Annotated in this window: 12 protein-coding genes and 2 tRNA genes; 12 read left to right on the top strand and 2 right to left on the bottom strand. The window is 59.7% G+C overall.

The genetic code is table 11. The annotated features are described in order from the left end of the window. Window positions 1-6: 6 nt before the first annotated feature. From hflK to NA647_RS12045, 4 genes are all read left to right on the top strand, one after another. A complete protein-coding gene (gene hflK / locus NA647_RS12060; RefSeq protein ID WP_256057910.1) occupies window positions 7-1,191 on the top strand; it encodes an FtsH protease activity modulator HflK in 1,185 nt (394 codons plus the stop codon). Then, the gene (hflC, locus tag NA647_RS12055) at window positions 1,191-2,063 is read left to right on the top strand and encodes a protease modulator HflC (protein ID WP_256057909.1); all 873 of its coding nucleotides are present in this window, start codon (window positions 1,191-1,193) and stop codon (window positions 2,061-2,063) included. The genes hflK and hflC overlap by 1 nt, the downstream gene beginning before the upstream one ends. Window positions 2,064-2,341: 278 nt before the next feature. Then, window positions 2,342-3,529, top strand: a complete 1,188-nt coding sequence (locus tag NA647_RS12050) for an ATP phosphoribosyltransferase regulatory subunit (protein WP_256057908.1) — start codon at window positions 2,342-2,344, stop codon at window positions 3,527-3,529. Between the two features lie 84 nt (window positions 3,530-3,613). Continuing rightward, window positions 3,614-4,909, top strand: coding sequence for an adenylosuccinate synthase (locus NA647_RS12045; RefSeq protein WP_256057907.1), 1,296 nt, complete (start codon window positions 3,614-3,616; stop codon window positions 4,907-4,909). A gap of 170 nt (window positions 4,910-5,079) precedes the next feature. Here the strand turns inward: NA647_RS12045 and NA647_RS12040 are convergent. Together NA647_RS12040 and NA647_RS12035 are read right to left on the bottom strand one after the other, a co-directional pair. Continuing rightward, window positions 5,080-5,166: transfer RNA gene (locus NA647_RS12040), tRNA-Leu, on the bottom strand. A gap of 102 nt (window positions 5,167-5,268) precedes the next feature. Beyond that, window positions 5,269-5,355 (bottom strand) — tRNA-Leu (locus tag NA647_RS12035). A gap of 203 nt (window positions 5,356-5,558) precedes the next feature. Between NA647_RS12035 and rnr the strand changes: the two genes are divergently transcribed. The 8 genes from rnr (at window position 5,559) to dnaB (ending at window position 14,925) form a co-directional block, all read left to right on the top strand. Further along, window positions 5,559-8,093 carry a ribonuclease R gene (gene rnr, locus NA647_RS12030; protein ID WP_256057906.1) on the top strand — a complete coding sequence of 845 codons (2,535 nt, stop codon included), beginning with the start codon at window positions 5,559-5,561 and terminating at the stop codon, window positions 8,091-8,093. Continuing rightward, complete coding sequence (rlmB, locus tag NA647_RS12025) at window positions 8,090-8,836, top strand: 23S rRNA (guanosine(2251)-2'-O)-methyltransferase RlmB (RefSeq protein ID WP_256057905.1); 747 nt, start codon at window positions 8,090-8,092, stop codon at window positions 8,834-8,836. The genes rnr and rlmB overlap by 4 nt, the downstream gene beginning before the upstream one ends. Before the next feature lie 155 nt (window positions 8,837-8,991). Next, window positions 8,992-11,163 (top strand): hybrid sensor histidine kinase/response regulator, encoded by a 2,172-nt coding sequence (locus tag NA647_RS12020; RefSeq protein ID WP_256057904.1) that lies wholly within the window; start codon window positions 8,992-8,994, stop codon window positions 11,161-11,163. A gap of 179 nt (window positions 11,164-11,342) precedes the next feature. Next, entirely contained in the window at window positions 11,343-11,765 is a 423-nt protein-coding gene (rpsF, locus tag NA647_RS12015; protein WP_131649791.1) for a 30S ribosomal protein S6, read from the top strand. Window positions 11,766-11,793: 28 nt separating this feature from the next. Then, complete coding sequence (gene rpsR, locus NA647_RS12010; RefSeq protein ID WP_019340128.1) at window positions 11,794-12,024, top strand: 30S ribosomal protein S18; 231 nt, start codon at window positions 11,794-11,796, stop codon at window positions 12,022-12,024. Between the two features lie 34 nt (window positions 12,025-12,058). Next, on the top strand, window positions 12,059-12,952 hold the full coding sequence (locus NA647_RS12005) for a hypothetical protein (RefSeq protein ID WP_256057903.1): 894 nt from the start codon (window positions 12,059-12,061) through the stop codon (window positions 12,950-12,952). 21 nt (window positions 12,953-12,973) lie between these two features. Then, window positions 12,974-13,420 (top strand): 50S ribosomal protein L9, encoded by a 447-nt coding sequence (rplI, locus tag NA647_RS12000; RefSeq protein ID WP_256057902.1) that lies wholly within the window; start codon window positions 12,974-12,976, stop codon window positions 13,418-13,420. 110 nt (window positions 13,421-13,530) lie between these two features. Further along, a complete protein-coding gene (gene dnaB, locus NA647_RS11995) occupies window positions 13,531-14,925 on the top strand; it encodes a replicative DNA helicase (protein ID WP_256057901.1) in 1,395 nt (464 codons plus the stop codon). Window positions 14,926-15,007: the final 82 nt, after the last annotated feature.

Genomic DNA, 15,007 nt, shown 5'->3' with positions numbered 1-15,007 from the left:
AGCGCTATGGCTTGGAATGAGCCGGGTGGCAACTCGAACAACCAGGATCCCTGGGGTAGCGGTGGCGGTGGTCGTCGCGGTGGTGGCGATCAGAAAGGTCCGCCGGATCTGGATGAGGCTTTCCGCAAATTACAGGACAGCCTCAACGGCATGTTCGGCAAAAAGAAGCGCGGCAGCGGCGGCTCGTCGGGTGGCGGCAGTGGTCGGCGTGGCGGTTTCGCGCTGCTCTGGATCGGCTTGGTCGTGCTGCTGGCCGTCTGGTTGTCCAATGCGATCTACATCGTCGATGAGCAGGAGCAGGCCGTGGTGCTGCGCTTCGGCAAATATCACGAAACTGTCGGTCCCGGCCTGAATATCTATTTCCCGCCGTTCGATCGCAAGTTCCAGGCTAACGTCACTCGCGAGCGTTCTTATAGCAAGCAAGGGCAGATGTTGACCGAGGACGAGAACATCATCGAAGTGCCGCTAACGGTGCAATACAAGATCAGCGACCTGCAAGCCTTCGTACTCAACGTCGAAGATCCAGAAGCCTCGCTGCAACATGCGACCGATAGTGCGGTTCGCCATGTCGTAGGCTCCACAGCGATGGATCAGGTATTGACCGAGGGTCGTGAGGCCATGGCGAACGAGGTCGAAGAACGGCTACAGCGCTTCCTCGACAACTATGGCACCGGCATCATCGTCACTCAGGTCAACCTTCAGAGTGCGGCAGCGCCGCGTGAAGTGCAGGAAGCCTTCGATGACGTGATTCGTGCGCGTGAAGACGAGCAGCGCGAGAAGAATCAGGCCGAGTCCTACGCCAACGGCGTCATTCCCGAAGCGCGTGGTCAGGCCCAGCGCATGCTGGAAGAGGCGAGCGGTTATCGCGATGCAGTGATATCCCGTGCCCAGGGTGAGGCGGATCGCTTCTCCAAACTGGTTGCCGAATACCGCAAGGCTCCTGACGTGACGCGTGAACGTCTGTATCTGGAAACCATCCAGGAAGTCCTGAGTAACACCAGTAAGGTTCTCGTGACCGGTGAGAGTGGGCAGAACAATCTGCTTTACCTACCGCTGGACAAGATGATCAACAGTCGTGGCGCTTCTGCCGAGCGTTCTGCTGCGGCATCCGTTTCGGGCGCTTCGACTCAGACTACGCGAATGCCTCCGGAACTGGATCCGCGTGAAGTGCGTACAAGGGAGGTCCGCTAATGAGCAATAAATCCCTGACCGCCCTGATTGTGGGTGTGGTGCTGGCGATCGTCGTTTGGAACAGCTTCTACATCGTCTCGCAGACAGAGCGTGCGGTGATGCTGCGCTTCGGTCGTATCGTCGAGCCCGACGTGAAGCCGGGTCTGCATCTCAAGATTCCGTACGTGAACAGTGTTCGCAAATTCGACGGGCGGTTGATGACGCTCGATACTTCCACCTCGCGTTTCCTCACGCTGGAAAAGAAGGCGCTGATGGTTGATTCCTACGCCAAGTGGCGTGTGGATGATGCCGAGCGCTTCTATACCGCGACGTCGGGTATGAAGCAGATCGCGGACGAGCGCCTCGCGCGCCGGCTGGAAGCCTCGCTACGAGACCAGTTCGGTAAGCGGACCCTGCACGAGTCGGTGTCGGGTCAGCGTGATGAGCTGATGGCCGTTGTGACCAATAGTCTGAACCGAGCCGCGCAGCAGGAACTCGGAATCGAAGTCGTCGATGTTCGTGTCAAGGGCATCGACCTCCCGCGCGAAGTGAATCGCAGCGTGTTCGAGCGTATGAGCTCCGAGCGGGAGCGTGAAGCGCGTGAGCACAGGGCAAAAGGTAAAGAGCTGGCCGAGGGTATCCGCGCGGATGCCGACCGGCAGCGGCGCGTCCTGCTGGCCGAGGCATTCCGTGAGGCTGAAGAGTTGCGTGGTGATGGTGACGCGCAGGCGGCCGCTATCTATGCTGCTGCGTACGGACAGGACCGGGAATTCTATTCCTTCCACCGCAGTCTGCAGGCCTACCGGGACAGCTTTGCCAGTAAGGAAGATGTGCTGGTGCTGGATCCCAATAGCGACTTCTTCCGCTACCTGGAGTCCGCTACGGCACAATGACCGCAAGGGTCATCCGGCTGGACGATGCCGTCCACCGGGTGACCCATTGGCGAAACATTGTTATGATCCGCGAGCCGGGAAAAACCCGGCTTTTTTGCGTCTGCGCCCTGGTGGAACAGACCGATCCGGGCGTGGCCAGCCATGCCGATCCCCTTATGGGGCGTGGCGCTGTTGCCATGGTTCGAACACAATCGCACGCGACCGATGGGTGGCCCAGGCCGGAGCCCCGGTGTTCGTCTGCTTGACTAGGCTTGCCGTATCGAGAGGTGATTGGCGAAATGGCAACGGTAGACCGCTGGCTACTGCCAGATGGCATCGAAGAGGTGCTGCCGCCCGATGCGGCGCGTATCGAAACCGCAAGGCGCCGTGTGCTGGACCTGTTCCAGTGCTGGGGTTACGAGTTGGTCATCACTCCACATGTGGAGTTTCTCGAGTCGCTGCTGACGGGAGCGGGGCAGGATCTGGATCTGAAGACATTCAAAGTCATCGATCCCTTGTCCGGCAGGCAGATGGGCCTGCGTGCGGATATTACCCCACAGGTGGCGCGGGTTGACGCGCATACGTTGCGTCGGGAGGGTCCCAGTCGCCTGTGCTACGCCGGCAGCGTGCTGCACGCCAAGCCTCAGGCGCTCGCGACGTCGCGTAGTCCGATCCAGCTGGGCGCCGAGCTTTATGGCGACAGCAGCACCTCAAGCGATCTCGAAGTGATTAGCCTCATGCTGGAGACCCTTGGTCTCGCCAGTGTGCCTGATCTGCACATGGATCTCGGCCATGTAGGCATTTATCGCGGGTTGGCGCGTGCGGCAGGTTTGTCGGGAGATGCCGAGCAGCGCCTGTTCGACGCATTGCAGCGTAAGGCGATGGATGAGATTGCGGCCTTGACCGCCAACGTTGAGCCGTCGCTGGCGAGCATGCTGCGCGCACTGGCACGGCTTTGCGGCGGGCGCGAGACGCTGGATGCGGCGAAAGTCGTTCTGGCTGACGCTCCGTCGGCAGTGCGAGAAGCGCTCGATGGATTGATTCAGATTGCTGAACAGCTGGCAGTGCGGTATCCCAATCTGCCGTTGTATTTCGATCTGGGCGAATTGCGCGGCTATCACTATCACACCGGCGTCGTATTCGCGGTGTTCGTGCCCGGCGTTGGGCAGTCGATCGCGCAGGGTGGTCGTTATGACGACATCGGTGCGGATTTTGGGCGGGCGCGTCCGGCGACCGGTTTCTCGACGGATCTGAAAACCTTGGTCAGCCTCGGTAATGCCGAATTAGCGTCCCCCACAGTCGGTATCTGGGCGCCCTATGACACCGACCCGGCGTTATGGAAGTCGATCTGTCGGCTGCGCGCCCAGGGCGAGCGTGTAGTGCAGGCTCTAGATGGACAGCAGGACGATGCGGCGCTAAGTGTTGGCTGCGACCGGCAGCTAGTGTTGCAAGAGGGGTCCTGGACCGTAACGCCGCTGACCCGCTGATGCGGGCTGGATCGTAAGCGCCAGGCTGGTTTCCAGAATTCGCCGGTCGTGACCGGTAATGCTTCGCCAAGAGGACAAAGGTTTATGGGTAAGAATGTCGTGGTCCTGGGCACCCAGTGGGGTGATGAGGGCAAGGGCAAGATCGTCGATCTGCTGACCGATCAGGCGGCGGCTGTAGTCCGCTTCCAGGGCGGCCACAATGCCGGTCACACGCTGGTTATTGATGGTGAAAAAACTGTGCTGCACCTAATCCCGTCCGGCATTCTGCGTGAAAACGTGGAGTGTCTGATTGGCAACGGCGTGGTCGTGGCGCCGGACGCGTTGATGCGTGAGATCACCAAGCTGGAAGAGAAGGGTGTGCCGGTGCGTGAACGCCTGCGCATCAGTCCGGCCTGTACCCTGATCCTTCCGTATCACGTGGCGCTGGATCAGGCGCGCGAGGCGGCGCGTTCCGAAGGCAAGATCGGTACGACGGGCCGTGGCATCGGGCCGGCCTACGAAGACAAAGTCGCGCGTCGCGGCTTGCGCATCGGCGATCTGTTCAATCCTGAGCGCTTTACCGTCAAGCTGCGTGAGCTGCTCGAGTACCACAATTTCATTTTGCAGAATTTCTATAAGGTCGAGCCTGTCGACTTCCAGAAAACGCTGGATGAGGCGCTGGGTTACGCTGAGATTCTCAAGCCGATGATGACCGACGTGTCGGCTCGCCTGCATGAGCTGCGCAAGCAGGGCGCGCGCATCATGTTCGAAGGTGCTCAGGGCTCGTTGCTGGACATCGACCACGGCACCTATCCGTATGTCACCAGTTCCAGCACCACCGCTGGTGGCACAGCCACCGGTTCCGGTTTCGGTCCGCTGTATCTGGACTACATCCTGGGCATCACCAAGGCCTACACGACGCGGGTCGGTTCCGGTCCGTTCCCTACCGAGTTGTTCGACGAGACCGGTGCGCGCCTGGCCGAGCGCGGTCACGAGTTCGGTTCTACCACCGGTCGTGCTCGTCGCTGTGGCTGGTTCGATGCCGTGGTGCTGCGTCGTGCCATCGAGATCAATAGTGTATCGGGTATCTGTCTGACCAAGCTGGATGTGCTCGACGGGCTGGAATCCATCCGTATCTGCGTTGCCTACAAGGATCGCAATGGCGACGTGCTCGTCGATGCGCCGACCGACGCGGATAGCTACCAGGGTCTGCAGCCGGTCTATGAAGAAATGCCGGGCTGGGCCGAATCCACCGTCGGAGCCAAGTCGCTCGATGCGCTGCCGGCTAACGCCCGCGCTTACATCAAGCGTCTGGAGGAGTTGGTCGAGGCGCCAATCGATATCATCTCAACCGGGCCGGATCGCAACGAGACCATCGTGCTGCGTCATCCTTACGCCTGATCGCGGCTGATGATAAAAGACCGCCTCAGGGCGGTCTTTCCATTTTTGCTTAAGTCGCGCTGAGCATCTCGGGATGCCGGGGCGATGCGATCAGCATTGTTGGGGCGCTATCGGATTTGCCGTAGCGGAAACGAAAAAACCGAGCCAATGGCTCGGTTTTTTCTGAAGAGTGGTGCCCAGGAGAAGACTCGAACTTCCACGATGTTGCCATCGCTAGGACCTGAACCTAGTGCGTCTACCAATTCCGCCACCTGGGCACGTTGCGATGATTACTCATCGACTTCTGTCGATTGCTGGTCGAGGCCGACAAACCTCGTGATTATGAAATTCTTGCCGAGGCAAAAGCTTCATCGAATAAGTGGTGCCCAGGAGAAGACTCGAACTTCCACGGTGTTGCCACCGCTAGGACCTGAACCTAGTGCGTCTACCAATTCCGCCACCTGGGCACTGCAAACGATGATACTTCATCGTTTCCGTGTTACAACGTCTACCAGACATTGTGGGCGCGAACTATACGGGCGAGGTTATGCCTTGTAAAGCCCCGCCCAGGAAAAATAATTCGCTCGAAAGCTGCCGCCGGCATGCGTTTCGCGCTTCAATAGATAGGGGCGTTCTGCCTCTAAAAATGAATGAAAGGTGACATCTCTTAATGGCCGATTGGCAATCCCTCGATCCCGAGGCCGCGCGTGAAGCGGAAAAGTACGAAAACCCTATTCCCAGCCGCGAGCTGATTCTCCAGCACCTGAGCGAGCGCGGCTCGCCAGCGGCGCGTGAGGAGTTGGTGGAAGAGTTCGGATTATCCTCCGAAGACGATATCGAAGCTCTACGCCGCCGCTTGCGTGCGATGGAGCGTGACGGTCAATTGATCTATACCCGGCGTGGCACTTATGCCCCGGTGGACAAGCTTGACCTGGTTTGCGGGCGCGTCAGTGGTCATCGCGACGGTTTCGGTTTTCTGATTCCCGACGATAAAAGCGACGACTTGTTTCTGAGCCCTGCGCAAATGCGTCTGGTATTCGATGGCGACCGCTGCCTGGCTCGGGTTGCCGGACTCGATCGCCGCGGGCGGCGCGAAGGTGCGATCGTCGAGGTGATCAGTCGCGCGCATGAAACCATCGTCGGGCGTTACCAGGAAGAAAGCGGCATCGGTTTCGTCATGGCCGACAACCCAAAAATTCAGCAGGAAGTGCTGGTGACACCCGGCCGCTCAATGGATGCCAAGCCGGGCCAGTTCGTCGAGATCAAGATCACCCACTGGCCGACTCAGCGCTTCCAGCCCCAGGGCGACGTAATTGAGGTAATCGGCAATTACATGGCCCCAGGCATGGAAATCGACGTTGCGCTGCGCAGTTTCGATATCCCCTACGTCTGGCCGGATGCGGTGAAGCGTGAAGCGGCCAAGCTCAGGTCTGAAGTCGAGGAAAAGGACAAGCAGAAACGTGTCGATCTGCGGCATCTGCCTTTCGTCACCATCGATGGCGAAGACGCTCGTGACTTCGACGATGCGGTCTATTGCGAGAAGCTGAGTGGCTGGAAGCTGTTTTCTGGCGGTTTCCGGCTGTACGTCGCGATTGCAGACGTATCGCATTATGTGAAAGTCGGATCGGCGCTGGACAAGGAGGCCGAACTGCGGGGCACGTCGGTGTACTTCCCCGAGCGGGTCGTGCCGATGCTCCCGGAGGAGCTATCCAACGGTCTCTGCTCGCTCAATCCGCACGTCGATCGGCTGGCCATGGTCTGCGAAATCACCCTGAACAAATCAGGGAAAATGACCGATTACCAGTTTTACGAAGCGGTTATCCACTCCCATGCGCGGCTGACGTATAACAAGGTCAGCAGCATGCTTGAGCAGCCTTCCTCGGCCGAAGGCAAGCGATTGTCTGGCGAGTACGCGCAAGTATTGCCGCATCTCAAGCAGCTCCACGCGCTGTACAAGGTGTTGCTCAAGGCGCGCCACGCGCGTGGTGCGATCGATTTCGAAACTCAGGAAACGCGCATTGTCTTCGGGGCGGAGCGCAAGATCGCGGCTATTACGCCTACCGAGCGCAACGATGCGCACAAGCTGATCGAGGAATGCATGCTGTGCGCCAACGTGGCCACGGCGCGCTTTCTCCAAGATCATGACATTCCCGGTCTGTATCGTGTCCACGACGGGCCGCCATTGGAGCGTCAGGAAAAGCTGCGGGCCTTTCTCGGCGAGCTGGGGCTGACGCTGCACAAGGGCAAGGAAGGGCCAACGCCCAAAGATTATCAGGCGCTGCTGGAGCGGATTCAGGGGCGGCCCGATTTCAATGTGATCCAGACGGTAATGCTGCGGTCGTTGAGTCAGGCGGTTTACAGCCCGGATAACAACGGTCATTTCGGTCTGAATTACGAGGCCTATGCGCACTTCACATCGCCCATCCGCCGCTATCCGGATCTGTTGATTCACCGTGCGATCCGCAGCGTGATCCGCTCGCGTCGAGATACGGAGCATGTGCGTCGCGAGGGCGCGACCAGCATGCCGAAGGCGCGCATCTATCCCTATGATGAGGCTGCGTTGGAGCAGCTCGGTGAGCAGTGCTCGATGGCCGAACGGCGCGCCGACGAGGCGACGCGGGATGTGGTGAACTGGCTCAAGTGCGAATTCATGAAGGATCGCGTCGGCGAAACCTTCCCCGGCGTGATTACCGCAGTGACCGGATTCGGCTTGTTCGTCGAGCTGACTGATATTTACGTGGAAGGATTGGTTCACGTCACCGCAATGCCGGGTGATTACTACCATTTCGATCCGTTGCACCATCGGCTGTCAGGTGAGCGCAGTGGGCGGAGTTTCCGCTTGGGTGATAGCGTCGAAGTGCGGGTGATGCGTGTCGATCTCGATGAGCGCAAGATCGACTTCGAACTAATTAGCGGCGGCAGCAAAGCTGGCGCGGGCGAACGTGGCTCGGCTGGTGACAAAGGTGATAGCCGTAAGACAGGGCGCGGCCGAAAAGGCACCGAAAGTTCCGCCAAAGGCGGGGAGCCGGTCAGCGCAGAGGTTCGCAAGAGCCGGGAAGTAAAGAAGGCGCTGCTCGCGGATGCGAAAGGAGGCAAGTCGACCGCGAGCAAGCCCAAACGCAGCGCCTCGAAGCCCAAGGTTGGCAGCAAGCCGTCCGCTAAGGCTGAAGGCGGTGCCCCGCGAAAGCGTAAGGCCAAGTCATGAGTGATCTTGAAAAGATCTACGGCCTGCACGCCGTGGAGGCTTTGCTTCGTCACCATCCGAAGCGGGTCAAGCAGGTCTGGCTGGCCGAGGGGCGCGACGATCCTCGAGTACAGACGCTGGTTCAATTGGCTGCGCAATCGAAAGTCCGCGTCGGTCAGTGCGAGCGTCGTGAAATGGATGCTTGGGTCGAAGGCGTGCATCAGGGCGTGGTTGCTGATGTCAGCCCCAGTCAGGTCTGGGGCGATGCCATGCTCGAAGAGTTGCTGGACCGGGCCGAGGGCGCGCCGTTGCTGCTCGTGCTCGACGGTGTAACCGACCCTCACAACCTCGGTGCCTGCCTGCGCACCGCCGACGCGGCCGGCGCGCTGGCGGTGATCATTCCCAAGGACAAATCCGCAACCCTTAACGCCACGGTGCGCAAGGTGGCTTGCGGTGCGGCGGAAGTCATTCCGCTGGTGGCTGTGACCAATCTGGCGCGGACGCTAGAAAAGCTGCAGCAACGTGGCTTGTGGGTGGTCGGTACGGCGGGAGAAGCCGAGCAGGAGATCTACGATCAGGATCTCAGTGGTCCTATCGTTCTGGTGATGGGCGCGGAAGGCAAAGGCATGCGCCGTCTGACGCGCGAGCACTGTGACTTCCTGGTCCGCCTGCCGATGGCTGGAAGCGTTAGCAGTCTCAATGTGTCGGTCGCCACGGGCGTCTGTCTGTTCGAGGCGCTACGCCAGCGTCGTTCGGCAGGGTAAAGGCTGGCTGACAAGCTCCCGCCGCGTTGCCGTTCATCGCGAAACGGATCGCTCCTGTAACGGTCATTAGCCCGTTTCTGGTCGACTATTGGTTTGGTCGTGCATGATGGCCGCTGTCGTTAGCGGCCAAGTCAAGCGCGCATCATGGAGGTTATATGCCGCAGCGCCCGCCTTTCGAGGCATTGTTCAGGGCTTCTCCGAACGCTTATTTATTGCTTGATCGCGAGTTGACCATCCTGGATGCCAACGAGGCATACCTGAAGCTAACCGCGCGCGAGCTGGACGACATCGTCGGGCGCCGCATACACGACGCGTTCGCCGCTGATCCGCAAGCGCCGGAAACGACCCATGTCGAGGAGCTGCTGGAATCGTTTGCCCGTGTGCTCCGCACTGGCGCTGTGGATACGCTGCCGATCATTCGCTACTCGATCGCCGTGAGCGCTGATAGCGGGGCGGCCTACGAAGACCGTTACTGGAGTGCGACGCACACGCCCCTGTTGGATGAGCGGGGCGAGGTGATCGCGATTCTGCAGCACACCATGGATATCACCGAGATGCAGACGATGAAGGCTTCGCTGCGCTCGGCCGAAAGCTGGGGGCCGTCGTGGCAGCAGATCGGGGCGGCGATTATGTCCCGTGCTGGGCTGATCCAGGACGAAGGCAACCAGTTGCGCCAGCTGTTCGCGCAAGTTCCCGGTTTCGTCTGCTTCCTGCGCGGACCGGAGCACGTGTACGAGATGGTCAATGAGGCCTATCAACAAGTCACCGGTAACCGTCATTTGATCGGCAAGCGCGTGACTGACGGCGTGCCCGAGCTGGCGGAGCAGGGTTTCATCGATTTGCTCGATCAGGTTTATCGCACGGGTGAGCCGTACCGCGGCACGGGGATGCGGGCACTTTTGCAGCGCCGTCCCGGTGTCGAGCCCGAGGAGGTCTACCTCGATCTGGTCTTCCAGCCGATCATCGGGCGTGATGGGCGGACATCTGGCATTTTTGTGCAGGGCAGCGACGTGACCGAGCAGCATCGCAGCCAGCAAGAGCTGCGAGAGCACCGCGAACATCTCGAAGAGCTGGTTCGCGAGCGAACGCGTGAGCTGTTGCATAGTGAGTCCGAGCGCCGGGTAGCAGAGGCGGCGCTGATGCAGGCGCAGAAGCTCGAAGCGGTCGGAAAGCTGACCGGCGGCATCGCCCATGACTTCAACAACATGCTGCAGATCATCGGTGGAAATTTGCAGTTGCTGCGCCGCAATCTGAGCGGCGACGAGACGGCGCAGCGGCGTTTGGAATCGGCGGTTGGCGGCGTGGAAAAAGGAGCACGTCTGGCTTCCCAGCTGCTCGCGTTTGCCAGCCGTCAGCCGCTTCAGCCGCAGTCGATCGATCTGGGTGAACTGCTGGAGCAGATGAGCGAGTTGTTGAACGGCGCGCTGGGGCGGGCTGTGCAGGTGAAGGTCGATATCCAGTCGGATCTTTGGTCGGTTTTCGCCGATGTCGGCAATCTGCAGGCCGCCATTCTCAATCTTGCGGTCAACGCACGTGATGCGATGGCCGGTGGCGGTGCGCTGTCCATACAGCTGCGCAACCGTTCGCTGGGTGCCGCGCAGCTGGCCGATCAGCCTGGTGTCGCTGCCGGGGCTTACGTGGAGTTGAGCGTGATCGACGAAGGCGAGGGCATGCGTCCCGAGGTGCTGGCGCGCGCCTTCGAGCCCTTCTTCACCACGCGCCAGGACGCCAATGCGTCGGGGCTCGGTCTGAGTATGGTGTATGGCTTCGTTCGGCAGAGCGGGGGCTTTGTTGTGCTGGAAGGCGAAGAGGGCAAAGGCACAACCGTGCGGGTTTATCTGCCGAGGGCCGCTGCCGAGGGTATTGAAGAGGGCGAGTCGGGCGGCGATCAAGTGCACAGCCCAGCGTCGGCATCCAGCGTCGGCATCGCCGAGCCGATTCCGGAGCAGGCTGCAGGTTTGAACATTCTCTTCGTCGAGGACGATCCCACGTTGCGCATGCTCACCGGCGAGGTGATGGAGGAGCTCGGGCACCAGGTCAGCCCCTGCGAATCGGCGGAGGCGGCGCTGGAAATGCTGGAACAACGTCGCTTCGATGTGTTGCTGACCGATGTGGGGTTGGCAGGCATGAGCGGTATCGAACTGGTGCGTCAGGCGCGGTCGCGCGATGCCGCGCTGAGCGTCGTGATCGCCTCCGGATACGCCATCAATGCCCGTGAAGAAGGGCTGGACAATCTGCGCACCATGCTCAAGCCCTATGACATTCATCAGGTCAGAACGCTGCTCGAGAGCATTCGGGCCGAACGAATAAGCACTGCGCGCGGCTGAGCCTGGCTGGTTAAATAATCACCAAAGCGCCTTGCGTGGTTGGGCGGGCTTCTCTAGAATTGCGCCCCTTGCCCGGATGGCAGGCGTTTGCGCGCCTCTCTGGCAGGCAAGACAACATACTCATTCACTCCTTGCCTGATCCGCGCGTTGCGGCAGGCTGCAACCCGTAAGGAGCAACAATGCGTCATTACGAAATCATCTTTCTGGTCCATCCCGACCAGAGCGAGCAGGTTGGCGGCATGGTGGAGCGTTACACCAAGCTGATCGAAGAGGACGGTGGCAAGATCCATCGCCTGGAAGACTGGGGTCGTCGTCAGCTGGCTTACGCCATCGACAACGTCCACAAGGCCCACTACGTGATGCTGAACGTCGAGTGCAGTGGCAAGGCTCTGGCCGAGCTGGAAGACAACTTCCGCTACAACGACGCCGTCATCCGTAACCTGGTCATTCGTCGCGATGAAGCCGAGACTGAACAGTCCGAGATGCTCAAGGCTGAGGAAAACCGTAGCGAGCGCCGTGAGCGTCGTGATCGCCCTGAATCTGACTCTGTCAACGAAAATGACAGCGACAGCGACAGCCGCGACAACAACGCTGACGAGTAATCCACGGACCTATTGAGGAGCCTATTTCATGGCACGTTTTTTCCGTCGTCGTAAGTTCTGCCGTTTCACTGCAGAAAACGTGAAAGAGATCGACTACAAGGATCTCAACACGCTGAAAGCCTACATTTCCGAAACCGGCAAGATCGTTCCTAGCCGTATCACCGGAACCAAAGCACGCTATCAGCGCCAGCTGGCTACCGCTATCAAGCGCGCCCGCTTCCTGGCCCTGCTGCCCTACACCGACAGCCACGGCCGTTGATCGAGCTGTTCGACAGACGTAAAGGATAGATCGCATGCGTGCCCTGGCTGACTTCATCATGCGCGGCCGTATGCAGGCGATTGTTGTAGTGGCTGGCTCTGCGGCGTTGCCGATGTTGTTCTGGCTATGTGCTGCAGCAGGAAGCCTGGTGTTGTTGCGTCGTGGTCTGAATGACGCGCTAGGCGTATTGGTCTGGGCTGTATTGCCCGCACTGGCCTGGTGGTATTTCGGGGATCCACGCACGCTGCTGGTACTGCTGGGATCGTTCGGGTTGGCGTTGTTGTTGCGCAACCGGAGCTCCTGGCCTCGAGTGATGTTGTGCAGTGTGGGGCTCGGGGTGTTGTATGCCTGGGCGCTTGGAATCGTTTTCGGCGAGCCGATCGCGGCGCTCGCCACCGAGTTGCAGAAAGTGCTGCCCGACATGCTGTCGGAGGCCTATCAGCAGCTCTCGGTGGAAGAGCAGACCCGCTTGGGGGCATTGCTGATACCGGTTCTAACCGGATTGCTTGCAGCGCTGCTGCAGATAATCACCCTGCTCAGTCTGATGCTCGGACGTTATTGGCAAGCGTTGTTGTACAACCCGGGTGGCTTCGGACTCGAGTTCCGGGCGCTGCGCTTTTCGCCGGTACCGGCGATGGTGCTTCTAGCGGGCATGTTGCTAGGGCCAAGCCTTGGTGTGCAGATGGCGATGCTGGCTCCGCTGTGCAGTGTTCCGCTGGCGTTTGCCGGTATTGCATTGGTGCACGGGCTGGTGGCGAAGAATCGGATGTCGCGGTTCTGGCTGGTGGGGCTTTACGTCACGCTGGTGCTGTTCATGCAGTTGATTTATCCGTTACTGGCCGTCATGGCTATTGTCGACAGTTTGTTTGATTTTCGCGGTCGGGCATCTCGTGATGACGATGCGGGACCTGCGAACGGTGAAGGTTAAAAGTTAAGAGGTAAGACTCAAATGGAAGTCATCCTGCTAGAAAAAGTCGCAAACCTGGGTAACCTGGGCGACAAGGTAAACGTCAAGTCTGGTTACGGTCGCAACTACCTGCTGCCGCAGCGCAAGGCTACCGCTGCAACCCCGGCCAACATCGCCGAGTTCGAAGCTCGTCGTGCCGACCTGGAAAAAGCTGCTGCCGATCGTAAGGCCTCTGCCGAAACTCGCGCTGCTCAGCTGGCTGAACTGGAAGTCACCATCACCGCTACTGCGGGCGATGAGGGCAAACTGTTTGGCTCGATCGGTACTCATGACATCGCTGACGCACTCACCGCTTCCGGCGTCGAAGTTGCGAAAAGCGAGATCCGCTTGCCGAACGGCACCATCCGTCAGGTTGGTGAGTACGACGTGGCTGTGCACCTGCACACCGACGTTGAAGCGACCGTGAAGCTGATCGTGATCGCTGGCTGATACTGGCCGTCGTCTGGCACCACTGGTGCCTGACGGGTAACATCGGGCACGTTTCCACGCGAGTGGAACGTGCCTTTTGTCTTTCTGAACGTCAAAGAATTCCGAGTGCCATGAACGACATCAGTGTGCCCCAGCAATACGACCTGGAAACCGCCGCGCTCAAAGTGCCGCCTCATTCCATCGAGGCCGAGCAGGCCGTGCTTGGGGGACTGATGCTGGATAACAATGCCTGGGAGCGTGTGCTTGACCAGGTGTCAGATGGTGATTTCTATCGCCATGATCACCGGCTGATCTTCCGTGCCATCTATACGCTGGCTGAGCGCAACTCGCCGTTCGACGTGGTGACGCTGTCCGAGCAGTTGGATAAAGAGGGGCATCTGTCGCAGGTCGGCGGGCTCGCCTATCTGGGTGAGCTGGCCAAGAACACCCCGTCCGTGGCGAACATCAAGGCCTATGCGCAAATCATTCGTGAGCGTGCCACGCTGCGTCAGCTGATCGGTATCAGCAATGACATTGCCGACAGCGCATACGCACCGCAGGGGCGGACGGGCGATGAAATTCTCGACGAAGCCGAGCGGATGATCTTCCAGATTGCCGAGGCTCGCCCCAATACGGGTGGGCCGATAGGAATCAACGACATTCTGGTCAAGGCCATCGACCGGATCGACTCGCTGTTCAATGCTGGCGAGGACATTACCGGGCTGTCGACCGGCTTCGCTGATCTGGACGAGGCCACCAGCGGTCTGCAACCGGCTGACCTGATCATCGTTGCCGGTCGTCCTTCCATGGGGAAGACCACTTTTGCGATGAACCTTGTGGAGAACGCTGCACTGCGTTCCGACAAGGCGATCCTGGTCTTTTCGCTGGAAATGCCCGCGGACTCCATCGTAATTCGTATGCTGGCCTCCCTTGGCCGGATCGACCAGACCAAGGTGCGGACCGGCAAGCTCAGCGACGACGACTGGCCACGGCTGACCTCTGCGGTGAACCTGCTCAACGACCGCAAGTTGTTCATCGACGATACCGCAGGCATCTCACCATCGGAAATGCGCGCCCGCACGCGGCGTCTGGCTCGGGAGCATGGGGAGATCGGCATGATCATGGTCGACTATCTGCAGCTGATGCAAATCCCTGGCTCCAGTGGCGACAACCGTACCAACGAGATTTCCGAGATATCGCGCTCGCTGAAAGGCTTGGCCAAGGAATTCAATTGTCCAGTCATCGCACTCTCGCAGCTTAACCGCTCCCTTGAGCAGCGACCCAACAAGCGCCCAATCAACTCAGACCTTCGTGAGTCCGGCGCTATCGAGCAGGACGCCGACATCATCATGTTCGTTTACCGGGACGAGGTGTATCACCCGGAAACCGAATACAAGGGTGTGGCCGAAATCATCATTGGCAAGCAGCGGAACGGTCCCATCGGCACCACGCGGCTGGCGTTCCTCGGCAAATACTCCCGCTTCGAGAACCTGGCGCCGGGTAGTTACCAGTTTGATGATGAGTAGGTAAGGGGTAGCTTGAGGCCTGAAGCTGGTAGCTTGAAGTAAAAGTATAAAAGCCTGACTGTGTTTGGTGATCAGCGTCCGA

The sequence above is a fragment of the Stutzerimonas stutzeri genome (genome assembly GCF_024448985.1).
GTDB lineage: Bacteria > Pseudomonadota > Gammaproteobacteria > Pseudomonadales > Pseudomonadaceae > Stutzerimonas > Stutzerimonas stutzeri_AP.
Note: the sequence above shows the minus strand (reverse complement) of the source record. Positions and strands in the feature narration are given on the sequence as shown.